A 24,502-nucleotide genomic window follows, 5' to 3' on the forward strand; every position below is an offset into this window, starting at 1 on the left:
CTTCAGTGTTGCGTGGCGGCCGAGCCGGTGCCGGCGTCGTCCCCCGGGACCGTGCCGACGTCCGGGCCGGAGCCGGTGCCGGGCGTGCCGGCCGGCGCGAGCGAGCGCAGCAGGATCTGGCTGACGTCGAGGACCTCCACGTGCTCCTTGGCCTCGCCGTTCTGCTTCTTGCTGGTCAGCGCGTCGCTCAGCATGGTGATGCAGAACGGGCACGCGGTGGAGATGACGTCGGGATCGAGCTCGAGCGCCTCCTCGGTGCGCTCGACGTTGATCCGCTTGCCGATCTTCTCCTCCATCCACATGCGCGCGCCGCCGGCGCCGCAGCAGAAGCCGCGGTCCTTGCAGCGGTGCATCTCCTGCGTGCGCAGGCCCTGCACGGAGTCGAGGATCTCCCGGGGCGGGGTGTAGACCTTGTTGTGCCGGCCCAGGAAGCACGGGTCGTGGTAGGTGACCTTGCGATCGATCGGCGTGACCGGGGTGAGCCGCCCCTCCTCCACGAGCTTCCCCAGCAGCTGGGTGTGGTGGACGACCTCGTAGTCGCCCCCCAGCTGGGGGTACTCCCGGCCGAGGGAGTTGAAGCAGTGCGGGCAGGTGGCGACGATCTTCCGGCGTCCGGCCGGGCGCTCCTCGAAGACGGTGTTCAGCGTCTCGACGTTCTCCTGGGCCAGCTGCTGGAACAGGAACTCGTTGCCCATCCGGCGGGCCGGGTCGCCCGAGCAGGTCTCACCGGACCCGAGGACGGCGAACTCCACGCCGGCGGTGTGCAGCAGCTCGGCGACGGCCTTGGTGACCTTCTTCGCCCGGTCGTCGATGGCGCCCGCGCAGCCGACCCAGAACAGGTACTCGACGTCGTCGTCGATGGCGCCGTCGACCTGGCGCACCTCGAAGTCGAGGTCCTTCATCCACTCCTCGCGGACGTTGCCGCCCACGCCCCACGGGTTCCCGCGGTTCTCCAGGTTGCGCATCATCACGCCGGCCTCGGAGGGGAAGCTCGACTCGATCAGCACCTGGTAGCGGCGCATGTCCATGATGTGGTCGACGTGCTCGATGTCGACCGGGCACTGCTCGACGCAGGCCCCGCAGCTGGTGCAGCTCCACAGCACGTCGGGGTCGATGACCCCGCCCTCTTCCAGCGTGCCGACCAGGGGCCGGTGGGCCTGGGCGTCGTTGGTGCCCTCGATCCGGCCGTAGCCGCCGGCCCACACCTGCTCGTCGCTGGGCTCCAGCGTCGTGTAGTCGGCGAAGTCCGGTGCCTCGTCGGAGGCCTTGGTCGCGCCGGTGAGGTAGGGGGCCTTGGCGTAGAGGTGGTCCCGCAGGTCCATGACCACCATCTTCGGTGACAGCGGCTTGCCGGTGTTCCAGGCCGGGCACTGGCTCTGGCACCGCCCGCACTCGGTGCAGGTGGTGAAGTCCAGCATCCCCTTCCAGGTGAAGTCCTCGATCTTGCCGCGGCCGAAGACGTCGTCCTCACCGGGGTCCTCGAAGTCGATCGGCTTGCCGGCCGAGGTCATCGCCGGCAGCGGGCCGAGGGCCTGGCCGCCGTCGTCCTCGCGCTTGAAGTAGATGTTGAAGAAGGCGCTGAACCGGTGCCAGGCGACGCCCATGTTGAGGATCCGGGAGATCACCATGAGCCAGACCAGCGAGACGACGATCTTGACGAAGGCGATGACGCTGACCAGGTCGGGGCTGGCCGGCAGCAGGTTCGCCAGCGCCCCGGAGACCGGGTGCGACCAGCCGGGGGCGTCGTCCAGCCCGGCGGCGATCTTCGCGGCCCGGATGCCCAGGATGCACAGGCCGATGACCAGGACGACGGCCTCGACGAAGTAGCCGCGGCCCTCGTTCGTCCCGGCGAAGCGGCTGGCGCGGCCCTTGCGGCGTGGGTGGTCGAGCTGTCGCCGGACGATCAGGTAGCCGATGCCGAGCACGGTGCCGGTGCCGATCACGTCGACGAAGAGGTTCCACAGGCTCCAGGTACCGATCAGCGGCAGGTGGAACGCCGGATCGAACACCTCGCCGAAGGCCTCGACCAGGGTGAGGAACAGCCCGTAGAAGCCGAGGAAGACGAACCAGTGGGCGACGCCGATGGTCGACCACTTGAGCATCCGGGTGTGCCCGAGCGATTCGATGGCCAGCGTCTTCAACCGGGGTCCGACCGGACCGGAGCGGCTGCCGTCGGGCTGGCCGGTCCGGATGATCGCGAGCATCGAGCGCACGGCCTTCACGGCGTACACCACCGCCACGACGAGCAACACCACGGCGAGCGTGCCGAGGACGATCTGCAACGGGCCCATGAGCTCCCTCTCGTGCGCGTGCGCAGGCGTGCTCGCCCACCCCGGACCGGACCATAACCGGGCGGCTCAGGCTACTCGCCAGTAACACCTCGTCCGGACCGCACCGCCCCGGTCGGGACCGTTCCGTCGCGGGACGGGCCGCACGTTGTGGTCGCCATCCTCATCCCGTAGCGCGAGGACGGCGACCACGAGGTGAGTCCGGTGGAACGGCTACTCGGACCGTCGGAGCACTCCTGCCGTCCGCCGCACCACCGTGAACCGCCGTTGCGCAGGTCCCGCCCCGGTCAGGAGGTCGCGCAGCCGCTGCTCCACCCGTGCCCATCCCCGGCCGAGGTCGGTGTCGGCGATGCGCACGACCCCGATGCCCAGGGCGCGCAGTCCGTCCTCGCGTCGCTTCTCCTCCCACAGCACCTGGCCTGCGGTGCGGTCGCGCCAGGGGTCGGTGTACTTGAGCCGACCGTCGAACTCGATCGCCACCGCGGCGTCCTCGTACCACCCGTCCAGGACGGCGACCAGGCGCGCACCGACCCGCACCTCCACCTGCGGCTCGAAGACGGGCAGGCCGGCGCCGATGACCCGGAGCCGGCCGCGGGACTCCAGTGGGGACTCGGCCCTCCCGTCGGCCAGCGCGACCGCCCGCGCGGCACGCGCCGAACCGGGCCAGCGGCGCACCGCCGCCGTGGCGCGCTCGAGCTCGGCAGGCGAGGTGTGTCGACGGAGCAGGGCGGCGTCGATCGCCACCACGGCGTCCTCGAGGGGCATCTCACGAGCGCAGTCGACGAGCGTCCGGGCCGGCGAGGTCGGGGGAACCGGCCCGCGTGTGGTGACGTCCCTCACCGGGAGGGGCGCGCAGGTCATCAGGTAGTCCGCGCGACGCCGCCACTGCTCCGGGTCGGTCAGCCGGACGGTGGGGGCCGGGTCGCGCGGGAGCGGCCACCCCTAGAGGCGGGCCGCTGACGTGTGGCTCACGACGGTGTGCGGGCGGGCCAGCGTCAGCAGGACGCCGAGACAGTCGATCGCGTGGCGGACCCCGCGCTGCTCGACCTCGGCCAGGTCGGCGGCGCTCGCGAACACGCCACGGCGCAGCCGGACCCAGCGACCGGACGAGCAGAGGTGACGGACCTCGCCGTGCGTGTAGCCGGCGAGCCGGGCCTCGGCCGAGGTGAAGACGCCCAGCCGGTGGGCAGCGACGTGGCGCAGGGCGGGGTGCACCGGGCAAGGCTGGCCGGGCCGACGCGCTGCCGGGGCGGTGCCAGGCGATCTGTGGACACGGCGGCTCCGGTTCGTCGCCGTCCTCACCCGGTGGTCGCCGTCCCCACGCTGTGGGGTGAGGACGGCAACCAGGAGCGGGTCGTCGCGTATGCCGGCGGACCCCGGGAACACCGCGGCGCGGCCTGCCGTTAGGGTGGGCAGGAAAGTTGAGCGGCTCCGGCGCAAGGGCCGGCGAAGGCCCCCCGGACGCTCGGCTCCCGCAGCAGGAACCACCACCGATCGACAAGGAAGGCCCTCTCCATGGCACGAGCAGTCGGAATCGACCTCGGCACCACCAACTCCGTCGTCGCGGTCCTCGAGGGCGGCGAGCCCACCGTCATCGCCAACGCCGAGGGCGCACGCACCACCCCGTCCGTCGTCGCCTTCGCCAAGAACGGCGAGGTGCTGGTCGGCCAGTCGGCGAAGAACCAGGCGGTCACCAACGTCGACCGCACCATCCGCAGCGTCAAGCGCGAGATGGGCACGAACTGGAAGACCGGCGAGATCGACGGCAAGGCCTACACCCCGCAGGAGATCAGCGCGCGGGTGCTGCAGAAGCTGAAGCGCGACGCCGAGACCTACCTGGGCGAGCCGGTCACCGAGGCGGTCATCACCGTCCCGGCGTACTTCGAGGACGCCCAGCGGCAGGCCACCAAGGAGGCCGGTGAGATCGCCGGCCTGAACGTGCTGCGAATCGTCAACGAGCCGACCGCGGCCGCGCTGGCCTACGGCCTCGACAAGGGCGAGACCGAGCAGACCATCCTGGTCTTCGACCTCGGTGGCGGCACGTTCGACGTCAGCCTGCTGGAAATCGGCGACGGCGTCATCGAGGTCAAGTCCACCGCCGGTGACAACAAGCTCGGTGGTGACGACTGGGACCAGAAGGTCGTCGACCACCTGGTGAAGACGTTCAACGCCGCCAACGGCATCGACCTGTCCAAGGACAAGCTGGCCTCCCAGCGGCTGCGCGAGGCGGCCGAGAAGGCGAAGATCGAGCTGTCCGGCGCGCAGTCGACGAACATCAACCTGCCCTACATCACCGCCGGCGCCGAGGGCCCGCTGCACCTGGACGTCACGATCACCCGCGCCGAGTTCCAGCGGATGACCCAGGACCTGCTGGACCGCGCGAAGGCCCCGTTCAACCAGGCGATCCGCGACGCCGGCGTGAAGGTCGGCGACATCGACCACGTCGTCCTCGTCGGTGGCTCCACCCGGATGCCCGCCGTCACCGATCTGGTCCGTGAGCTGACCGGCGGCAAGGAGCCCAACAAGGGGGTCAACCCCGACGAGGTCGTCGCCGTGGGTGCGGCGCTGCAGGCCGGTGTGCTCCGCGGTGAGGTCAAGGACGTCCTGCTGCTCGACGTCACCCCGCTCTCCCTGGGCATCGAGACCAAGGGCGGGATCATGACCAAGCTCATCGAGCGCAACACCACGATCCCGACCAAGCGCTCGGAGATCTTCACGACGGCCGACGACAACCAGCCGAGCGTGCAGATCCAGGTCTTCCAGGGCGAGCGCGAGATGGCGGCCTACAACAAGAAGCTCGGCATGTTCGAGCTGACCGGGCTGCCGCCGGCCCCGCGCGGCGTGCCGCAGATCGAGGTCGCCTTCGACATCGACGCCAACGGCATCGTGCACGTCCACGCGAAGGACCTCGGGACGGGCAAGGAGCAGTCGATGACGATCACCGGCGGCTCGGCCCTGCCCAAGGACGACATCGAGCGGATGATGAAGGACGCCGAGTCGCACGCCGAGGAGGACAAGAAGCGGCGCGACGAGGCGGAGACCCGCAACCTGGCCGAGTCGCTGCAGTACCAGACCGAGAAGTTCCTGGCCGAGAACGGTGACAAGATCCCGGCCGAGAAGAAGGACGAGCTCGGCGAGGCGCTGACGGAGCTGCGCTCGGCCCTCGGTGGCTCGGACATCGCCGCCATCAAGACCGCGCAGGAGAAGGTCGCCCGCGTCTCGCAGGAGGTCGGCGGCGCGCTCTACGCCCAGGCCGGCCAGGACGCCGCCGGCGCCCCGGGTGCGGAGGGGGCCGCCGGTGACCCGACCGACGCCCCGGGTACCGCGCCGGGCAACGACGACGACGTCGTCGACGCCGAGATCGTGGACGAGGACGCCGACAAGCGCTGACGGTGCGCCCTTCGCGCGTCCCCCCGGCCCGGGCGACCGGGCCGGGGGGACGCGCGGTCCACCACGAGCCGACCGGCACAGGGAGAGCAGATGAGCGAGCAGTACAGCGAGACGGACGCCGCGGCGACCGCCCAGCAGGCCGACGCCGGGGCCCCGGACGACGCCACCCGCGAGCTGGCGGAACGCACCGAGGACCTGCAGCGGGTCACCGCGGAGTACGCCAACTACCGGCGGCGGGTCGAGCGCGACCGGTCGTTGGTCGTCGACCAGGCGGCCGAGCGCTTCGCCGGCCAGTTGTTCCCGATCGTCGACGACATCGAGCGGGCCCGCGACCACGGTGACCTCACCGGCGCGTTCAAGGGCGTCGCCGACCGGGTCCTCGGGCTGCTCGACGGGCTCGGTGTGACCGCCTTCGGTCAGGCCGGTGACCCGTTCGACCCGGCCCTGCACGAGGCCGTGCTGCACGACACCTCCCCGGACGTGTCGGCGCCGACCGCCACCACGGTGCTGCGCCCGGGATTCCGGCGCGGCGACCGGGTGCTGCGGACGGCGATGGTCGGGGTCACCGACCCCGAGGCGCCTGCCGCGTCGGCGGCCGCGGACTCCGGTCAGGTGCCCGAGGGGCAGGTGCCCGAGGGGCAGGTGTTCGAGGGTCAGGCGATCGACGGGCAGGTGATCGACGGCGATGTCGTCGACACCCCGGCCGACACCCCGGCCGGCGACCCGGGCCGCTCCACGGGCTCGACCGCAGGCTGAGCGCCCGCCACTCCCACCGTCCGTTCCGGCCTCCGCGGAGGCCACTCCCCGCAGGAAGGGGGCGCCCGTGAGCAGCACCCGGGACTTCATCGAGAAGGACTACTACGCGGCCCTGGGCGTTCCCAAGGACGCCGACGCCGCGGCCATCAAGAAGGCCTACCGGCAGCTGGCCCGTGAGCTGCACCCGGACAAGAACCCGGACAACGCCGCGGCCGAGAACCGCTTCAAGGACGTCTCGGAGGCCTACGACGTCCTGTCCGATCCCAAGCGGCGGGCCGAGTACGACGAGGCCCGGCGGCTGTTCGGATCCGGCGGCTTCCGCACCGGTGCTCCCGGTGGCGCCGGCGGGTTCCCCGGCGGTGCCGGGGGCAGCGCCTTCGACCTGGGCGACCTGTTCACCGGCGCCGGGGCTCCCGGCGCCGGGAGCCGGGGCGCCGGTGGCCTGGGTGACATCTTCGGCGGGTTGTTCGGCGGAGCCGGTGGCGCCACCGGCCCGCGCAGCCGCAGCCAGGCGGCATCGGGCCCGGCCCGCGGCCAGGACGTCGAGACCGAGGCGACCCTGTCCTTCGACGAGGCCGTCCTCGGCGTGACCGTGCCCCTGCGCATGCAGAGTCCGGGCTCCTGCCCGACCTGCCACGGCAACGGGGCACGCCCCGGCACCAGCCCGCACACCTGCCCGGTGTGCAACGGCGCCGGGGTGACCAGCCGCAGCCAGGGCGCGTTCGCGTTCTCCGAGCCGTGTCGCGAGTGCCGGGGCACCGGCTCGGTCGTCGACGACCCCTGCCCGGAGTGCCGGGGGAACGGGGTCACCACCCAGACCCGGACGATCACCGTGCGGATCCCCGCCGGGGTCAAGGACGGGCAGCGGATCCGGTTGGCCGGCAAGGGCGCTCCGGGGCGCCGCGGTGGACCGGCCGGTGACCTGTTCGTCGTCGTCCACGTGTCCGGGCACGACCTGTTCGGCCGCAACGGGAACGACCTGACGCTGAGCGTGCCGATCAGCTTCGCCGAGGCCTCGCTGGGGACGACGCTGACCGTCCCGACCCTGGATGGCCCCGTGTCGCTGAAGGTGCCACCGGGCACCGCCAGCGGGCGGACGTTCCGGGTGCGGGGCCGCGGTGTGCCCGGCAAGGGGGTCACCGGTGACCTGCTCGTGACCGTGGAGGTCGCGGTGCCCAAGAAGCTCACCCCGGGCGCCCGGGAGGCGATCGAGAAGCTCGCCGCCGAACTGCCCGACGACCCGCGCCCGGAGATCACCGCGGTGCTGGGGGCCGGAGGTGCGCGATGACCGCTCCCGACGGCGGCGTGCCGGGCCCCCGCGGGGCCGCCCGGCCGGTCGCTGAGGACGCGCCGGTCTTCGTCATCTCGGTGGCCGCCCAGCTGGCCGGCATGCACGCCCAGACGCTGCGCCAGTACGACCGGCTCGGTCTGGTCCGCCCCGGCCGCACCCCCGGTGGAGGCCGGCGGTACAGCCCGCGGGACGTCGCCCTGCTGCGCGAGGTGCAGCGGCTGAGCCAGGAGGCCGGCGTCAACCTGGCCGGCATCAAGCGGATCATCGAGCTGGAGTCCCAGGTCGAGGCGCTGCAGGACCGGGTGCGCGAGCTGCTGCACGAGGTCGAGGTGTCCGAGAGCCGGCGGATCGCCGCGGAGTCCGCCGTCCCTGCCGGTTACCGCCGCGACCTGGTCCCGTTGTCGACCCCCGGTTCGGCCCTCGTGGTGTGGCGCCCGGCGGCCCGCCCGTGACGCCCTCGGCGGCCCCGGGCGGGGACGACGGGTCGGCACCGAACGGGAACGCGGTGCCGTTCCGGCACGTCGAAGACGGTGTGAGCACCACGCCCGGCCCCGGCCCGGAGAAGGCCGACGTCGAGAACAGCCACGAGGCCTACGTCCGCCTTGAGCGCGAGGTGGCCCTGCTGCTGCGCCGGTCCCGGATCGTCTCCGGCCGGCTGGGCGGCGAGCTGCACCGCGACCTCGACGGCGCCTCGTACGGGTTGATGATCCTGCTGGACGACGCCGGCCCGCTGCGGGCCAGTGAACTCGTCGTGCGGCTCGGCCTGGACAAGAGCACGGTCAGCCGCCAGGTGGCCGCCCTGGTCGACCTGGGCATGGTCGACCGGGTGGCGGACCCCGCGGACGGCCGGGCGCAGGTGCTGACGATCTCCGCGGAGGGGCACCGGCGGCTCAGCGAGGTCCGCGAGACCCGCCGGGCCCGCTGGCAGGCCAACCTCGCCGACTGGCCGACCTCCGACGTCGCCACGCTCGCCACCCTGCTCAACCGGCTGAACCAGCAGGGCGAGGCCCGCGAGGACTGAAGAAGGACCCCGCTGCCCCGCTGCAGGGTCCCGCCCTGAGCCTGCGAAGGGTGGGGGGCAGCGGTCAGGCCCCGCTGCAGGGTCCCGCCCTGAGCCTGCGAAGGGTGGGGGGCAGCGGTCAGGCCCCGCTGCAGGGTCCCGCCCTGAGCCTGCGAAGGGTGGGGGGCAGCGGGGTCCTTCTTCAGTGCTGTGGGCCCAGCGTGCTGACCGGGAGTCCGCGGATCGACGCGTCGAGCACCTCGATCGTGTGCGCCAGCCCGATCCGGGTGCCCTGCCGCTCCAGCGACGAGGACACCTGCATCAGGCAGCCCGGATTCGCCGTCACGAGCAGCTCGGCCCCGGTGGCGGCGATGTTGCGGGCCTTGCGGTCGCCGAGCTCACGGGCCGGCTCGGGGTTCAGGATGTTCCAGATCCCGGCGGAGCCGCAGCAGATCTCCGCCTCGGCGATCTCCTTGAGCTGGAGGCCGGGGATCTCCTGGAGCAGCGTCCGGGGCTGCGCGCGCACGCCCTGGGCGTGGGCGAGGTGACAGGCATCGTGGTAGGCGACGGTCACCTCGAGCGGATGCCGCTCGGCGACCGTGCCCAGCTCCGCGAGCAGTTCGGAGACGTCGCGGACCGAGCCGGCGAAGGTCTTCGCCCGCTCGGCGTAGGCCGGGTCGTCGGCCAGGATCGCGGCGTACTCCTTCATGCTCGATCCGCAGCCGGCCGCGTTGACGACCACGGTCTGCACCCCGGCGGCCTCGAAGGCGTCGATGGTGGCCCGGGCGTACTTCTCCGCTTCCTCCTGGCGGCCGTTGTGCACCGACAGCGCGCCGCAGCAGCCCTGCTTGCGCGGGATCACCACGTCGCAGCCCTCCGCGGCGAGCACCCGGGCGGTGGCGGCATTGACGCCGGGGAAGAACTCGCCCTGCACGCAGCCGGTGAGCAGCCCGACGACCGCACGCCGGGTGCCGACGGCGGGCATCCGGGTGGGCAGCTTCTCGCGCTTCTCCAGCGGCGGGGCGAGGCCCTCCATGGCGGCCAGCTTCGGCGCCAGTCGCTCCAGCAGGCCGCTGCCCCGGACCAGCTTGGGCAGCCCGCTGGCCTGATAGGCGCGCAGCGGCCCGCGCAGCGCCCGCAGCCGCTTCTTGTGCGGGAACAACGCGAAGATCGCCGCCCGCAGCGCCCGGTCGCCGGGGGCGCGGGTGTGGTGCCGCTCGACCTGCACCCGGGTGGCCTCGATCAGCGCGTCGTACTGGACGCCGGACGGGCAGGCGGTCACGCAGGCCATGCAGCCGAGGCAGGCGTCGAAGTGCTGCACCATCGTGTCGCTCATCGGGGCGCCCTGCAGCCCGGCCTTCATCAGGTCGATCCGGCCGCGCGGGGAGTCCATCTCCTCGCCCCACAGCGTGTACGTGGGGCAGGTCGGCAGGCAGAAGCCGCAGTGCACGCAGTCGCTGATCAGCTCCGCCGACGGCGGGTGGTCGTCGTCGAAGGCCGGCCGCAGGGCGGGCCCGTCGACCGGGACCGGACCGTGCGCCAGCGCGCCGGCCTTCTGCGGGTCGCCCTGGGGCTCCTGCTCGTGCACGCGGGCCTGGGCGGACTGTTCAGTCATCAGATGCCTCCGACGAACCGGCCGGGCGCCAGACGGCGCTCGGGGTCGAATTGTTCCTTCACGCGTCGCATCAGGTCCAACGCCGGGACCGGCCCCCAGGTGTCCACGCCCGCCTTGACCTCGGGCGGCCCGTCCAGGACGACGAGCGCGCCGCCGGCCACGGCGCACGCCTCGCGCAGCCGGGTGACGACCTCGCGGACGGCGGCGACATCGGTGTCGGCCGGCAGCGAGCCGTGCAGCACCCCGGCGCCACCGGACCCGCGCAGGCGCAGCGGCACCGCCGCTGCGGCCGCGGCAGCGCGGCCGGCCTCGAGCACCCGGGAGAGCCCGGAGAGGGCGAAGGTGGCCTTGAGGGCGGTGGCCCGCCCGGTGGTCGGGTCTTCGTCCCAGGGCAGGCGGCCCCATCCGGACGGGAGCCCGTCGGCGGCAGCGGCGTCCCCGCCGAGCAGGGCGATGGTGGCCGCGGTGCGCCCCTCGACGCCGGCCTCGGTGCCCTCGAGCAGCACGCCGACGGTGCCGCCGCCGGTGCCGGGCCAGTCGACCTCGACGGCGGCCGGCACGAGCTGGGCGTGCACGACCTGCTGGACCAGTCGCTGGGCGTCGTCGGGGGAGTCGGCCGAGACGTTGACCACCCGGCGGGCGACCGGCACCGGGTGCAGCCGGAACACCGCCTGGGTGACGACGGCGAGGGTGCCGTAGGAGCCGATGACCAGCTTGCCCAGGTCGTACCCGGCGACGTTCTTCACCACCCGGCCACCGGCCTTGGCGACCACGCCGTCGGCGCGCACCACCGTGACGCCGATGAGCAGGTCGCGCGCCGTCCCGACGGCCATCCGGCCCGGACCGCTGGTGTTGGTGGCGAGCATGCCGCCGATGGTGGAGCCGGCCACCGGCTCGTCCAGGGCCAGGCGCTGCCCGGCGCCGGCCACCGTCCGCTGCACCTCGGCGAGCGGGGCACCGGCCTGGGTGTCGACGATCAGGTCGCCGGCGGCGTGGTCGAGGACGGCGGACATCCGGCTGAGGTCCAGCACCAGGTCGGCCTGCTCGGGCGGGCGGCCCCACGACATCTTGGTGCCGTGCCCCCGGGGCACGACCACCAGGCCGTAGACCGCCGCGGCGCGCAGCACCTCGGCGACCTCGGGGGTGCTCGCCGGCCGGGCGACGAGGCCGACGGGCACCCCGTCGACGGCGTCGGCCGGGGTGCCGTCGGTGACCTCGCCACAGGCGGAGCCGAGCGCGGTGCGGGCGGCGTCCAGGCGGGTGCGGGCAGCAGTGGTCATCTCGGGCCCCTCAGAACGCGTCGGCCAGGCCGGCTTCGACCAGCGGGTGGGCGTGCTTGCGCTTGCCCGGCACCTCGCCGCAGAGCCGGGGCGTCGGGAAGATCTTCCCCGGGTTGGAGATGTTGCCCGGGTCGAACGCGCAGCGGACCAGTTGCATGGTGTCCAGGTCGTCGTCGGTGAACATCTTCGGCATGTAGGCCGCCTTGTCCACGCCCACGCCGTGCTCGCCGGTGATCGCGCCGCCATGGCTGATGCACAGGTCCAGGATGGCGCCGCTGACCTTCTCGGCGGCGTCCCCGGCACCGGGTTTCGCGTCGTCGAAGAGCACCAGCGGGTGGAGGTTGCCGTCACCGGCGTGGAAGACGTTGGCGACCCGCACCCCGGAGGACGACGATAGCTCGGCGATGGCCCGCAGCACCTCGGGCAGCGCCGTCCGGGGGATGACGCCGTCCTGGACGATGTAGTCCGGGCTGATCCGGCCCACCGCCGCGAACGCGGACTTGCGGCCCTTCCAGATCAGCGCCCGCTCGGCGGCGTCGATGGCCAGTCGCAGCTCGAAGGCGCCGTGGTCCTGGCAGATGCGCTCCACCTGGGCGTACTCGTGCTCGACCTCGGCGGAGGGGCCGTCGAGCTCGATGACCAGCACGGCGCCGGCACCGGCGGGGTAGTTGCAGTGCACGGCGGCCTCGGCGGCCTCGATGGCCAGCGCGTCCATCATCTCGATCGCGGCCGGCAGCACGCCGGCACTGATGATCGCCGAGGTGGCGGCGCCGGCCTCGTCGGTGGAGGCGAAGCCGGCCAGCAGGGTGCGGACCTCCTCGGGCAGCCGCACCAGCCGGACGGTGGCGGTGGTGGCGATGCCGAGCGTCCCCTCCGAGCCGACGACGGTGCCGAGCAGGTCGTAGCCGGGGGCGTCGGGGGCCAGGCCGCCGAGGGTGACGATGTCGCCCTGTGGGGTGACCAGCTCGGTGCCGAGCACGTGGTTGCTGGTGAAGCCGTACTTCAGGCAGTGCGCGCCGCCGGAGTTCTCGGCCAGGTTGCCGCCGATGGAGCAGATCTGCTGGCTGCTGGGGTCGGGGGCGTAGTAGTAGCCCTCCGGGGTGGCGGCGCGGGTGACGTCGAGGTTGATCACACCGGGGTCGACCACGGCCCGCTGGTCGGCACGCCGGATCTCGCGGATGGTGCGCATCCGGGACGTCACGATCAGCACGCCGTCGGCCCGGGGGAGGGAGCCACCGGACAGGCCGGTGCCCGAGCCGCGGGCCACGAACGGAACGCCGTGCTCGCTGCATGCCCGCACCACGGCGGCGAGCTGCTCGGTGGTCTCGGGGAGCACGACCAGGGCCGGGGTGACGCGGTAGTGGGCCAGGCCGTCGCACTCGTAGGTGCGCAGCTGGGTGGGGTCGGCGATGACGCCGGTGACGGGCATGACCTCGCGGGCCACCCGGCCGACCGCCGCCATGCCCGCGCTGTTGGCGCCGGGTTCGCCGGTGGCCGAGGTGGCTTCCGGTGGAACGTGCCCCTCGACCGGGCCCGCCGTCGTCTCCGTGCCGTGCATACCGCTCATCGGGTGCCGCCTCCGTCGCCGGACCTCGGGTGTCGTGCTCCGCGGGAGTCCCGCGGGGTGGTGCCGGGCCGGTGCCGGGTCTCCCCGGCACCGGCCCGCCGTACGTCAGGGGCCGTCGTTCCGGTTCCCTGCGGAGCAGTGCTCAGGGCATGCGCTCGTAGGCCGGGACGGTCAGGAAGTCGGGGTACTCGTCTGCCAGGGCCATCTCGGTGAACAGGGCCCGAGCATCGTCCCACCGGCCCGAGGCGAAGGCATCTCCACGGGCGTCGCGGATCTTGCCCATCTCGTCCTCGATGACTCGCTCCACCAGTTCCCGGGTGACTTCCTGGCCGTCGGCCAGGGTCACCTGGTTGTGCAGCCACTGCCACACCTGGCTGCGGGAGATCTCCGCGGTGGCGGCGTCCTCCATCAGGCCGTTGATGCCGGCGGCGCCCGAACCCCGCAGCCAGGACTCCACGTACTGGATGCCGACGCTGACGTTGGCCCGCAGGCCGGCCTCGGTGGCCTCACCGGGCGTGGACTTGACGTCGAGCAGCTGGGCGGCGGTGACGGTGACGTCCTCCCGCAGCTTGTCCAGCTGGTTGGGTCGGTCGCCGAGCACCTTGTCGAAGACGTCCATCGCCGTCTGAACCATGCCGGGGTGGGCGACCCACGAGCCGTCGAAGCCGTCGTTGGCCTCGCGGGTCTTGTCCTCGGTGATCTTGTTGTAGGCGAACTCGTTGGCCTTCGGGTCCTTGCTGGGGATGAACGCGGACATGCCGCCCATCGCGTGCGCGCCGCGCTTGTGGCAGGTGCGCACCAGCAGCTCGGTGTAGGCCCGCATGAACGGCACCGTCATGCCGACCGAGTTGCGGTCCGGGAGGGTGAACTCCTCGCCGCGGGTCCGGAAGGTCTTGATGACGCTGAACATGTAGTCCCAGCGGCCGGCGTTGAGGCCCGAGGAGTGCTCCCGCAGCTCGTAGAGGATCTCCTCCATCTCGAAGGCCGCGGGGTAGGTCTCGATCAGGCAGGTGGCGCGGATCGTGCCGCGCGGGATGCCGAGCTGGTCCTGCGCCAGGTTGAACGCGTCGTTCCACAGCCGCGCCTCGAGGTGGCTCTCCATCTTGGGCAGGTAGAAGTACGGGCCCTGGCCGCGGTCGATCTGCTTCTGGCCGCAGGCGGTGAGGTAGAGGGCGAAGTCGACCAGGCTGCCGCTGGTCTGCTCGCCGTCCACGGTGATGTGCTTCTCCGGCAGGTGCCAGCCGCGGGGGCGCACGATGATCGTGGGCAGCTCGTCGTCCGGCTTGAGCTCGTACTTCTTGCCCTGCGGGCTGGTGAAGTCGATCGTGCGGTCGATCGAGTCCATCAGGTTCAGTGGACCGTTGACCACGTTCTCCCACAGCGGGGAGTTGGCGTCCTCCTGGTCGGCCAGCCAGCACTTGGCCCCGGAGTTCAGCGCGTTGATCGTCATCTTGCGGTCGGTCGGGCCGGTCATCTCCACCCGGCGGTCGACCAGGCCGGGCGCCGGCTCGGCCACCCGCCACGAGTCGTCCTCGCGGATGGCGGCCGTCTCGGGCAGGAAGTCGAGCGTGCCGCCGGCGGCGAGCGCCTCGACCCGCTCCTGCCGGGCCTGCAGCCGCTCCAGCCGCCGGCCGTTGAGCTCGCGGTGGAGCAGGGCGATCAGGTCCAGCGCGCGAGGCGTGAGCACCTCGTCGAAACGCTCGCCCATCGGGCCGGTGATCTGCACACCGTCGACCGTGCTCATGGTTCTCCTCGGGTTCGTCGATCGGACCGCGGCCCCGACGTGACGATGCCCGCGGGCGCGCGCGGAGAACCTTCCGAGATGCGGGAGGTTCCATCTGTGATGTGGAAAACGTATCCTCGCTCCCGGAGCCCGGTCAAGACGAGCGGGGAGCTCCGGACGTGGGCAGGGGAGTGGTATGGCGACGATCGGCAGCGCGTCGGACGGGGTGCAGTCGTTGGAACGGGCGTTCCTGCTGCTGGAGCTGATGGCCGAGGACGGTGGCGAGGTGGCGCTGTCCCGGCTGGCGGTCGACAGCGGACTGCCGCTGTCGACCATCCACCGCCTGGTGCGCACGCTGGTCGCCCGCGGATACGTGCGGCAGTTGCCGTCCCGCCGCTACGTGCTCGGCCCGCGGCTGATCCACCTCGGCGAGAGCTCCTCGCGGACGCTGGGCACCTGGGCCCGCCCGCACCTGACCTCCCTGGTCGACACCATCGGCGAGACCGCCAACCTCGCGATGCTCGACGGCGATCGGGTGGTCTACGTGGCCCAGGTCCCGTCCCGGCACTCCATGCGGATGTTCACCGAGGTGGGCCGCCGGGTGCACCTGCACTGCACCGGGGTGGGCAAGGCGCTGCTGTCCCAGCTGCCGCCGGAGACCGCCCGCGAGCTGCTCGTGCGCGGTGGCATGCCTTCGCGCACGCCGCTCACCGTCACCGACCCGGACCAGATGCTCGTCCGGCTGGCCCGGATCGCCGAGCAGGGCTACGCCCTCGACGACGGTGAGCAGGAGACCGGCGTCCGGTGCGTCGCCGTCCCGGTCCCCGGCGGCCCGCTGATGACGGCGATCTCCATCTCCGGCCCGGAGGGACGGGTGGCCATGGAGAGCGTGCCGCAGGTCGTCCGTCTCCTGCAGGCGACGGCCGTGGCGCTGGCCGCCGAGCTCAGCGAGGACGGTCCCGGCGCGCTCAGCGGCCGGTCCAGCTGACCTGCCCGCGCTCGACGAAGGCCTGCACGCCGGCCCGGAAGTCCGCACTGCCGAACACCTCCCGCACCAGGTCGTCGCCGTAGGGCACGTTCGCCCGCCGCAGCCGGGCCACGGCCTGCTTGGCGGCCCGCATGCTCAGCGGCGCATGGCCCAGCAGCGGGGTCACCAGCTCGGTCAGCGCCCCGTCCAGCTCCCCGTCGGGACAGACCTCGCTGACGAAGCCGGCGGCGGCCGCCTCGTAGGCGGACAGCAGCCGGGCGCGCAGCAGCATGTCCAGCGTGCGCGCCGGCCCCAGGTGGGCGACGAGCAGCGAGTAGGTGTTCATCGACAGGCAGTTGCCCAGGGTGCGGGCGACCGGCACCCCGAACCGGGACGACGAGGTGGCCACCCGCAGATCGCAGGCGGCCGCCAGGATCAGCCCGCCGCCGACGCAGGACCCCTCCACCGCGGCGACGGTGGGCACCCCGACGTCCTCGAGCCGGTTGGTCACCTGCTCGATCCGCGCCTCGTAGGCGATGCCGTCCTCGCCGCTGGTCGACTTCCCGTTGCCGAACTCGAGGAACTGGCTGATGTCGGTGCCGGCGACGAACGCCCGCCCGCCGGCGCCGCGGAGCACCAGGACGTGCACGGAGTCGTCCTCGTCGGCCCGCGCGCAGGCCTGCTCGAGGCCGTCGTACATCGCGTACGTCATCGCGTTCCGCTGCTCGGGACGGTTGAACAGCACGGTGAGCACCGCCCCGTCCTGGGTGACCTCCAACTCGCTCATGCCTGCTCCTCTCCTCGGGCCGGGGCGACGGCGTCGACCACGTCGGCGGGCACGCCGGCCCGGGTCAGCACCGCGCGGGTGTCGGCGCCCAGCGGTGGGCCGGCGACGCCACGGACGGCGGGGGTCCGGGACAGCCGCATCGGCGACCCGATCTGCCGGACCGGGCCCAGGGCCGGGTGCGGGGCGTCCCAGAAGAACCCGCGGGTGGCGAGGTGCTCGTCGGTGAACACCTGGCCGTAGTCGTTGATCGGTGCGCACGGGACCCCGGCCGCGCCCAGCGCCTCGAGCAGGTCCGCGGTCGTCCGGGCGCGGGTGCGGGACTCGATGACGTCCAGCAGCTCGCCCCGGCGGGCGTGCCGGCGGGAGGCGTCGGCGTAACCCTCGTCGGCCAGCTCGTCGGCCATGTCCAGCGTCGTGCAGAACCCCGCCCACGTGTTGGGCGTGTTCGCGCCGATGGTGATCCACCCGTCGGCGGTCTGGAACGCCTGGTAGGGCGCCTGGCTCTGGTGGGCCGAGCCCAGCGGGCCGCCGACCTCGCCGGTGGCGAAGTACTTGCCCGCCTCCCACACCGCCAGGCTCACCCCGGCCTCGAAGAGCGAGACGTCGATCGCCTGGCCGACGCCGGTGCGATCGCGCTCGCGCAGCGCGGCGGTGATCGCCAGGGCGAGGTACAGCCCGCAGACCAGGTCGCAGACCGGGACACCGACCTTGACCGGCTCGCCGCCCGGGGTGCCGGTGATGCTCATGATCCCGCTGCGGGCCTGGGCCATGATGTCCAACCCGGGCAGCGGGGCCAGCGGCCCGTCCTGTCCCCAGCCCGAGCCCGAGGCGTAGACGACCGCCGGGTTGACCGCCCAGATGCCGGCGGCGTCCAGGCCGAGCCGGGCCATCGCGCCGGGACGCAGGTTCTCCACCACCACGTCGGCGCGCTCGACCAGGGCGAGGAAGGCCTGCTTGCCGGCCGCGGACTTCAGGTCCAGCGCGACGGACTCCTTGTTGCGGTTGAGCCGCAGGTACGGCGAGCTCTCGCCGTCCACGAACGGCCCGCTCGCTCGGACCGGGTCACCGGACCGGGGGTCCTCCACCTTGATCACCTCGGCACCGAGGTCGGCCAGTTGCATGGCGGCGTACGGCGCCGCCATGAACACGCCCACCTCCAGCACGGTGATGCCGGTCAGCGGAGGGCGCGCCGGGGTCTGCTCGTCGGTCTGTCCGGGGGTGCTCACATCTGTCTCCGTATCGACGTCGTCTGCTGCCCATCCTGGGCCCGGACGCGACCGCGCCCCGGAGGCGGGTGGCCTGCCGGGGCGCGGTCGTTGCGTGCACTCGGTCGTTCAGTGGCTCACAGCCAGCCGGGCACGATCAGGATCAGCCAGGTGATCGGCGGGATGAGCGCGACCATCGAGAAGCCCCAGACCATCAGATTCTTGAAGGTCCGCTCCCGCTCGGCCTCGGTGGCGTTGGCGACCACCAGGGCGCCGCTCGTGGAGAAGGGGCTGGAGTCGACGATCGACGAGGAGAGCGCCAGCGCGGTGATCAGGCCGATCGCCCCGATCGCGTTGTCGCCCTGCAGGAACGGCACGGCCAGCGGGATGAGCGCACCGAGGATGCCGGTGGTCGAGGCGAACGCGGAGACGACGCCGCCGATGTAGCAGATCAGCAGCGCGGCGATCAGCGGCAGGCCCAGCGCGGCGACGTTGTCACCGAGCCACCCGGGGACGTTCTGGTCCTGCATCAGGCCGACGTAGGTGACGATGCCGCAGATCAGCAGCACGGTCGGCCAGGCGATCTGCCCCACGGCGCCCTTGGCCCCACGGGGGGCGACCACGGAGAGGATGACGCCGACGGTGATGGCCATCAGGCCGATGTCGAGGTCGAAGCCGAGCGCGCCGGCGACCAGCAGCGCCAGGCCCGCCAGGGTGAGCTTGCGGTCCCGGTCGAGGGTGGTGACCTGGCCGTGGTCCTCGGTGGCCAGTGCGGTGGTCTGCAGCGCCTTGGTGTCGGCGCGGTCCTCGGAGCTGGAGTGCTGGTGGCCGGGCTCGCCGTGCCGGGGCTCGGTGACCCGCCCGCCGGAGATGGCCGCGCCGCCGGTGCCGGTGCTGCCCACGGCGGTCCCGCGGGCCGGTCCGCCGGGGATGTCGGCGCCGGTGTCCTCGGTGGCGTCGCCGGCGACGGTGGCCGCCACGAAGTCGTCGTCGCGCCGGTCGGTCATGTCGACGCGCCCGCCGCCGAGCAGCTTGCGGCCGCCGAAGAGGAAGAAGACGGCGATCGACAGCAGGATGTTGATGACGATCGAGGCGCCCCAGAGGAACAGCGGGCTGCCGGCGAGGCCGTTGTCGTCGACCACCGTGTTGGTGATGACGCCGAAGATCGACAGCGGGGAGAAGCCACCGGCGGTGGCGCCGTTGATGATGAACAGGCCCATCAGCACCGGGTTGATCCCGTACCGGCGAGCGAAGGACATGCCGACCGGGGCGATGATCGCGACCACGGCCGGCACGACACCGCCGATCGCGGTGAGCGCGCCGGTGACGGCGAACATCGCCCACGGGATGGCCACCAGCCGGCCGCCGGAGGCCGTGACCGCGGCGTGCACCAGCCAGTCGACGGTGCCGTTGTTCTTCGCAATGGCGAAGAGGTACGTCACCCCGACCAGGACGACGAACAACGACCCCGGGAAGAAGCCGAAGATGGTGTCGTCGTAACTCTCTTCCCCGCCGGCGTAGATGAAGTACCCGGCGATGAAGGCCGCGACGAGCGCGAGTGCCCCCATGTGCACCGGGAGCACCGTGGCGATCAAGAAGACCACCAGCAGTATCAGGATTAGGACGAGCTGTACGGACACCGGCGTTCCCTGAGGTCGAGGCGGGCCGAAGCCCGCTGGTCACAGCGCTTCCGCGATGCGGAACCGATTTTTCGCTAGCGGGGATTAGAGCCGCCAGGCGACGCAGTGTCAAGCGTCACAGACCCAGTCATGGCCCTGCTGGACTGTCCACCAGCCGGTAGTAACCTTCCGCAGAGTGGACTTCGGGCCTCACCCGAGGACTTCTGACGAGAGGGCGAAGGCATGTCAGTCAGCACGAGCACCGGCGGGCGGCACTTCCTGCAGATCCCCGGGCCGACCAACGTCCCCGACCGGGTGCTGCGGGCGATCGCTGCCCCGACCATCGACCACCGCGGGCCGGAGTTCGCCGCGCTCGGCCTGGACGTGCTCCAGGCGGTCAAGCCGGTCTTCGGCACCGAGCAGCCGGTGGTGATCTACCCGGCCTCGGGCACCGGGGCGTGGGAGGCGGCGCTGACCAACACGCTGTCGCCGGGCGACAAGGTGCTGGCGTTCGAGACCGGCCACTTCGCCACGCTGTGGCAGGACATGGCCACCCGCATGGGCCTGGAGGTGGAGTTCGTCCCGGGCGACTGGCGGCACGGCGCCGACCCGGAGGCCGCCCAGGAGCGGCTCGCCGCCGACACCGGCCACGAGATCAAGGCCGTGATGGTGGTCCACAACGAGACCTCCACCGGCGTCACCAGCCGGGTGCCGGAGATCCGCCGGGCGCTCGACGCCGCCGGCCACCCCGCGCTGCTGCTGGTCGACACCATCTCCTCGCTGGGCAGCATCGAGTTCAAGCACGACGAGTGGGGTGTCGACGTCACCGTCGCCGGCTCGCAGAAGGGCCTCATGCTGCCGCCGGGGCTCAGCTTCAACGCGGTCAGCGAGAAGGCGCTGCAGGCGTCCAAGACCGCGCGCCTGCCGCGCGCCTTCTGGGACTGGCAGCCGATCCTCGCCGCCAACGAGCGCGGCTTCTGGCCCTACACCCCGGCGACCAACCTGCTCTACGGGCTGAAGGTGGCCCTGGAGATGCTGGACGACGAGGGGCTGTCGAACGTCTACGCCCGGCACACCCGGCACGGTGAGGCCACCCGGGCCGCCGTCCACGGCTGGGGCCTGGAGGTGCTGGCGCTCGACGAGCGGGAGTACTCCGGCGCGCTGACCGCCATCTACCTGCCCGAGGGCGGCGCCGACGCGATCCGCGACGTCATCCTGCGCGAGTACGACATGTCCCTGGGTGCCGGGCTGACCAAGCTGGCCGACAAGGTGTTCCGGATCGGCCACCTGGGTCACTTCAACGACCTGACGCTGGCCGGCACGCTCGCCGGGGTGCAGATGGGCCTGGTGCGGGCCGGCGTGAAGATCGACCCGGCCGGCCTGCAGGCCGCCCTCGACCGGCTCCAGCAGCCATGACAGCGGCTCCTGAGCGCACGGCGCCGGCCGGCACCGCGGATCTCGAGCGGGAGCTGCGGGCCACGCTGGACGGTGAGGTCGCCTTCGACGACTACACCCGGCACCTGTTCAGCCAGGACGCCAGCATGTACACGATCACCCCCGCCGGGGTGGTGTACCCCAAGCACGCCGCCGACGTCGCGGCCGCGGTGCGGCTCGCCGCCGGGGCCGGCATCCCGGTGCTCGCCCGGGGGGCGGGCACCAGCCTCGCCGGGCAGACGGTGGGCCCCGGGCTCGTGCTGGACCTCTCACGGCACATGCACGCGATCCGGGAGCTGGACCCCGGGGCCCGGACGGCGGTGGTCGAGCCGGGCGTGGTGCAGGACGACCTCAACCAGGCCGCGGCGGCCCACGGGCTGATGTTCGGCCCGGACACCTCGACGTCCAACCGCGCCACCATCGGCGGGATGATCGGCAACAACTCCGCCGGCAGCGGCTCGGTGCGCTTCGGCATGACGATCGACCACGTGCAGGAGGTCGACGTCGTCCTGGCGGACGGGTCCACCGCCACCTTCGGTGTGGTCGACGAGGCCGAGCGGGCCCGCCGCGCGCAGGGCACGACCCTCGAGGCCGAGATCTACCGCCGGCTGCCCGAGCTGGTCGCCACGCACCCCGAGGCGATCGCCAGCGGCTTCCCGCAGTTCTGGCGGCGGGCCGGTGGTTACCGGCTGGACCGGCTGGCCGACGGCGCCCCGTTCGACCTGGCGAAGTTCCTCGTCGGCTCGGAGGGAACCCTGGCCATCGTCACCGCGGCCCGGGTCGGGCTGGTCCCGAAGCCCAAGAAGCAGGTCTTCGCGGTGGGTCACTTCGAGACGGTGCAGGGGGCGATCAACGCCACCGAGGACGCGCTGTCGTGCGACCCGGCCCAGGTCGAGCTGCTGGACCGGACGATCCTCGACCTGTCCCGGGAGAAGATCGAGTACGCCGGGCTCGGCAAGATCCTGCAGGGTGACCCGGACGCGCTGCTGTTCGTCTCCTTCACCGGTGACGACGAGGCCGAGCTGGTGTCCTCGATGGACCGGCTGGTCGCCCTCTGGGAGCGCAACGGGCACGGCTACCACACCCTGCGGGCGGTCACCCCGGCCCAGCAGTCGGCCCTGCTGAAGGTGCGCAAGTCCGCCCTCGGCCTGCTGATGGCCAACTCGGTCGGCGCGCGCCGACCGCTGGCGTTCGTCGAGGACACCGCCGTCGATCCCAGGCACCTGGCCGAGTACACCGCCCGGTTCCGGGACGTGCTCGACCGGCACGGCCTCGAGGCGGGCTTCTACGGGCACTGCTCGGTGGGCTGCCTGCACATCCGCCCCTTCGTCGACCTGTCCCAGCCGGGCCAGGTCGAGGTGATGCGGTCGGTGGCGGTGGAGATCAAGGACCTCGTCCGCGAGTACGGCGGCGTGAACTCCAGCGAGCACGGTGACGGCCTGGCCCGCAGCGAGTTCAACCGGGAGCTGTTCGGCGACGAGCTCTACGAGGCCATGCGCGAGGTCAAGGCGCTGTTCGACCCGGAGGGCCGGCTGAACCCGGGCAAGATCGTCGATTCCCCGGCGATGACCGAGCACCTCCGGGACGCCAACCCGCCGGTGCCCGGCCCGCTGCGCACCCGGCTGGAGTTCGACGTCGTCGGCGGCATGTTCGGCGCGGCCGACCGGTGCATGAACATCGGGCTGTGCCGCAAGTCCACGACCGGCACGATGTGCCCCTCCTACATCGCGACCCGGATGGAGGAGCACTCCACCCGCGGTCGGGCCGGCGCGCTGGTGAAGGCGCTGAGCGAGGGTGACCCGCACACCGCGCTGGCCGACGAGCGGCTGCACGAGGTGCTCGATCTCTGCCTGATGTGCAAGGCCTGCAAGAGCGAGTGCCCGCTGGGGGTGGACGTCTCCAAGATGAAGAGCGAGGCGCTCGCGGCCAAGCACGACGTGCAGGGCACCCCGCTGCGGTCCCGGGTGTTCGGCGGGATCCGCACGCTGAACAGGCTCGGTTCGGCCACCGCGCCGCTGTCGAACCTGCCGGGGAAGATCAAGCCGCTGCGGGCGCTGATGGACTCCCGGCTCGGCATCGCCCGTCAGCGGGATCTGCCGACGTTCCACCGGACCACGCTGATGCGCTGGTTCAAGGGTCACCAGGCGCCGGTCGGCGCGACCCAGCAGCCGGTCACCATGCTGGCCGACTCGTTCACCAGTTACACCGAGCCGGGCATCGGCCAGGCCGTGGTGCGGCTGCTGGAGGCGGCCGGGCACCCGGTGCGGTTGGAGAGCAAGGGCTGCTGCGGCCGCTCGAGCATCTCCAAGGGCATGCTCGACGACGCCCGGGGCAAGGCGCAGAAGCTCGCGGCGAACCTGTGCGAGGGCACCGAGCCCGGTTCGCCGATCGTGGGCTGCGAGCCCTCCTGCATCCTCACGCTGCGGGCCGAGCACGTGGAGCTGCTGCCCGACGACCCGAACGTCCGCGACGTCGCGTCCCGGGTGAAGCTGCCCGAGGAGCTGCTGGTCGAGGCGATCGACGACGGCCGGCTGCGGCTGCGCGCGGACAGCTGGCTGGCCGGCCGGACCGTGGTCTTCCACGGGCACTGCCACCAGAAGGCCGAGGCCGGGACGGCGGCCACCGTCGCCCTGCTGGAGCGGATCCCGGGCGTCACCGTGCAGGAGCTGGACGCCGGCTGCTGCGGCATGGCCGGGTCGTTCGGCTTCGAGTCCGAGCACTACGAGGTCTCGTTGCAGGTGGGGGAGGACCGGCTGTTCCCGGCGGTCCGTGCCGCGGACGAGGACGCCGTCATCGCGGCGACCGGGGTCTCCTGCCGTCAGCAGATCTTCCACGGCACCCAGCGGACGGCGTGGCACCCGGCCGAGCTGGTCCTGGAGGCACTCGCGTAGGACTGATCGGCACTCCGCACCACCCAGGACGGGCACCGGCGCGATCTCTTCCGAGGTCGCGCCGGTGCCCGTCCTGCTGTGGGCGGCCTCTCAGCCCGCAATGTTGTAGACAGCAACCAACTGGTGGATGCTGGACGACGTTGCGCGCACGGCCGACCGGCCCGGCGCCCCTCTTCCCAGGACGGCGACGTGCAGATCACCCCCGCGACCTCCCATCGGCTGACCGCCGGGGTGACCCAGCTGGTGCGCGCCGGCCGCCGGCTCGGCTCCCGGGTCGCCGACGACCTCTACGGCGACCTGCCCTCCTTCGGCTGGGCGGTGCTGGTGCCGCTCGAGCAGGACGGTCCGCAGCGGTGCAGTGCCCTGGCCGCCCGGCTCGGGGTGGACGTCTCGGTGGCCAGCCGTCAGGTGTCGGCACTCGAGCGGGCCGGGTACCTGGACCGCCGTCCCGACCCGCACGACGGGCGGGCCAGCCTGGTCAGCCTCAGCGCAGCCGGTGCAGCCGCCCTCGCCCGGACCCGCGAGGTGCGAGGTACCTGGGTGGCCGCCGCGCTCCACGACTGGACCGACGAGGAGGCCCGGGAGTTGACCGCCCGGCTGGAGCGGCTGACCGGGGCCCTGGAGGCCGCCCGCCGACCCGTTCCCCGCCCGTCGACCCCGGTCGCCGGGTGAGCCCGCCCCGCCCGCGG

Annotated in this window: 19 protein-coding genes; 9 read left to right on the forward strand and 10 right to left on the reverse strand. The window is 72.6% G+C overall.

Annotated features, from left to right (window positions below; translation table 11 throughout):
• Positions 1-2: 2 nt before the first annotated feature.
• From ACYVG5_RS10600 to ACYVG5_RS10610, 3 genes are all read right to left on the reverse strand, one after another.
• On the reverse strand, positions 3-2,291 hold the full coding sequence (locus ACYVG5_RS10600) for a (Fe-S)-binding protein (protein ID WP_222048805.1): 2,289 nt from the start codon (positions 2,289-2,291) through the stop codon (positions 3-5).
• Between the two features lie 210 nt (positions 2,292-2,501).
• The gene (locus ACYVG5_RS10605) at positions 2,502-3,053 is read right to left on the reverse strand and encodes a hypothetical protein (protein WP_460683164.1); all 552 of its coding nucleotides are present in this window, start codon (positions 3,051-3,053) and stop codon (positions 2,502-2,504) included.
• Between the two features lie 177 nt (positions 3,054-3,230).
• Complete coding sequence (locus ACYVG5_RS10610; RefSeq protein ID WP_460683165.1) at positions 3,231-3,503, reverse strand: type IV toxin-antitoxin system AbiEi family antitoxin domain-containing protein; 273 nt, start codon at positions 3,501-3,503, stop codon at positions 3,231-3,233.
• 300 nt (positions 3,504-3,803) lie between these two features.
• On the opposite strand from ACYVG5_RS10610, the gene dnaK reads away from it, so the two are divergent.
• From dnaK to ACYVG5_RS10635, 5 genes are all read left to right on the forward strand, one after another.
• Positions 3,804-5,678, forward strand: coding sequence for a molecular chaperone DnaK (gene dnaK / locus ACYVG5_RS10615; RefSeq protein WP_222048806.1), 1,875 nt, complete (start codon positions 3,804-3,806; stop codon positions 5,676-5,678).
• A gap of 90 nt (positions 5,679-5,768) precedes the next feature.
• On the forward strand, positions 5,769-6,434 hold the full coding sequence (grpE, locus tag ACYVG5_RS10620) for a nucleotide exchange factor GrpE (protein WP_222048807.1): 666 nt from the start codon (positions 5,769-5,771) through the stop codon (positions 6,432-6,434).
• Between the two features lie 67 nt (positions 6,435-6,501).
• Positions 6,502-7,722, forward strand: a complete 1,221-nt coding sequence (gene dnaJ, locus ACYVG5_RS10625; RefSeq protein ID WP_460683166.1) for a molecular chaperone DnaJ — start codon at positions 6,502-6,504, stop codon at positions 7,720-7,722.
• The gene (locus ACYVG5_RS10630) at positions 7,719-8,177 is read left to right on the forward strand and encodes a heat shock protein transcriptional repressor HspR (protein WP_222048809.1); all 459 of its coding nucleotides are present in this window, start codon (positions 7,719-7,721) and stop codon (positions 8,175-8,177) included. Before dnaJ ends, ACYVG5_RS10630 begins: the two co-directional genes overlap by 4 nt.
• Positions 8,178-8,257: 80 nt before the next feature.
• Positions 8,258-8,746 carry a MarR family transcriptional regulator gene (locus tag ACYVG5_RS10635; RefSeq protein WP_222048891.1) on the forward strand — a complete coding sequence of 163 codons (489 nt, stop codon included), beginning with the start codon at positions 8,258-8,260 and terminating at the stop codon, positions 8,744-8,746.
• A gap of 181 nt (positions 8,747-8,927) precedes the next feature.
• Here the strand turns inward: ACYVG5_RS10635 and ACYVG5_RS10640 are convergent, their stop codons facing one another.
• The 4 genes from ACYVG5_RS10640 to aceB all read right to left on the reverse strand — a co-directional run bounded on the left by ACYVG5_RS10640 (position 8,928) and on the right by aceB (position 14,931).
• Positions 8,928-10,340 carry a (Fe-S)-binding protein gene (locus ACYVG5_RS10640; protein ID WP_222048810.1) on the reverse strand — a complete coding sequence of 471 codons (1,413 nt, stop codon included), beginning with the start codon at positions 10,338-10,340 and terminating at the stop codon, positions 8,928-8,930.
• Complete coding sequence (locus ACYVG5_RS10645; RefSeq protein WP_222048811.1) at positions 10,340-11,620, reverse strand: FAD-binding oxidoreductase; 1,281 nt, start codon at positions 11,618-11,620, stop codon at positions 10,340-10,342. The genes ACYVG5_RS10640 and ACYVG5_RS10645 overlap by 1 nt, the downstream gene beginning before the upstream one ends.
• A 10-nt stretch (positions 11,621-11,630) precedes the next feature.
• The gene (locus ACYVG5_RS10650; protein WP_222048812.1) at positions 11,631-13,187 is read right to left on the reverse strand and encodes an FAD-linked oxidase C-terminal domain-containing protein; all 1,557 of its coding nucleotides are present in this window, start codon (positions 13,185-13,187) and stop codon (positions 11,631-11,633) included.
• Positions 13,188-13,329: 142 nt separating this feature from the next.
• Positions 13,330-14,931, reverse strand: coding sequence for a malate synthase A (gene aceB, locus ACYVG5_RS10655; protein ID WP_222048813.1), 1,602 nt, complete (start codon positions 14,929-14,931; stop codon positions 13,330-13,332).
• Between the two features lie 175 nt (positions 14,932-15,106).
• Here aceB and ACYVG5_RS10660 point away from each other — a divergent pair, with 175 nt between their 5' ends.
• Positions 15,107-15,898, forward strand: a complete 792-nt coding sequence (locus tag ACYVG5_RS10660) for an IclR family transcriptional regulator (protein ID WP_222048814.1) — start codon at positions 15,107-15,109, stop codon at positions 15,896-15,898.
• On the opposite strand, the gene ACYVG5_RS10665 is transcribed toward ACYVG5_RS10660, so the two are convergent.
• The 3 genes from ACYVG5_RS10665 to ACYVG5_RS10675 form a co-directional block, all read right to left on the reverse strand.
• Positions 15,879-16,664, reverse strand: coding sequence for an enoyl-CoA hydratase/isomerase family protein (locus tag ACYVG5_RS10665; protein ID WP_222048815.1), 786 nt, complete (start codon positions 16,662-16,664; stop codon positions 15,879-15,881). The two genes, ACYVG5_RS10660 and ACYVG5_RS10665, sit on opposite strands and share 20 nt — an antisense overlap.
• Positions 16,661-17,890: a CaiB/BaiF CoA transferase family protein gene (locus ACYVG5_RS10670; protein ID WP_460683167.1), complete on the reverse strand. Its 1,230-nt coding sequence runs from the start codon at positions 17,888-17,890 to the stop codon at positions 16,661-16,663. The genes ACYVG5_RS10665 and ACYVG5_RS10670 overlap by 4 nt, the downstream gene beginning before the upstream one ends.
• A gap of 116 nt (positions 17,891-18,006) precedes the next feature.
• Entirely contained in the window at positions 18,007-19,509 is a 1,503-nt protein-coding gene (locus ACYVG5_RS10675; RefSeq protein WP_222048816.1) for an SLC13 family permease, read from the reverse strand.
• 222 nt (positions 19,510-19,731) lie between these two features.
• Between ACYVG5_RS10675 and ACYVG5_RS10680 the strand changes: the two genes are divergently transcribed.
• The 3 genes from ACYVG5_RS10680 (at position 19,732) to ACYVG5_RS10690 (ending at position 24,485) form a co-directional block, all read left to right on the forward strand.
• On the forward strand, positions 19,732-20,904 hold the full coding sequence (locus ACYVG5_RS10680; protein ID WP_222048817.1) for a pyridoxal-phosphate-dependent aminotransferase family protein: 1,173 nt from the start codon (positions 19,732-19,734) through the stop codon (positions 20,902-20,904).
• Positions 20,901-23,813 (forward strand): FAD-binding and (Fe-S)-binding domain-containing protein, encoded by a 2,913-nt coding sequence (locus ACYVG5_RS10685; protein WP_222048818.1) that lies wholly within the window; start codon positions 20,901-20,903, stop codon positions 23,811-23,813. The genes ACYVG5_RS10680 and ACYVG5_RS10685 overlap by 4 nt, the downstream gene beginning before the upstream one ends.
• A gap of 189 nt (positions 23,814-24,002) precedes the next feature.
• Positions 24,003-24,485 (forward strand): MarR family winged helix-turn-helix transcriptional regulator, encoded by a 483-nt coding sequence (locus ACYVG5_RS10690; protein WP_222048819.1) that lies wholly within the window; start codon positions 24,003-24,005, stop codon positions 24,483-24,485.
• The last annotated feature ends 17 nt before the right edge of the window (positions 24,486-24,502 follow it).

It is taken from the genome of Modestobacter lapidis (genome assembly GCF_054780755.1).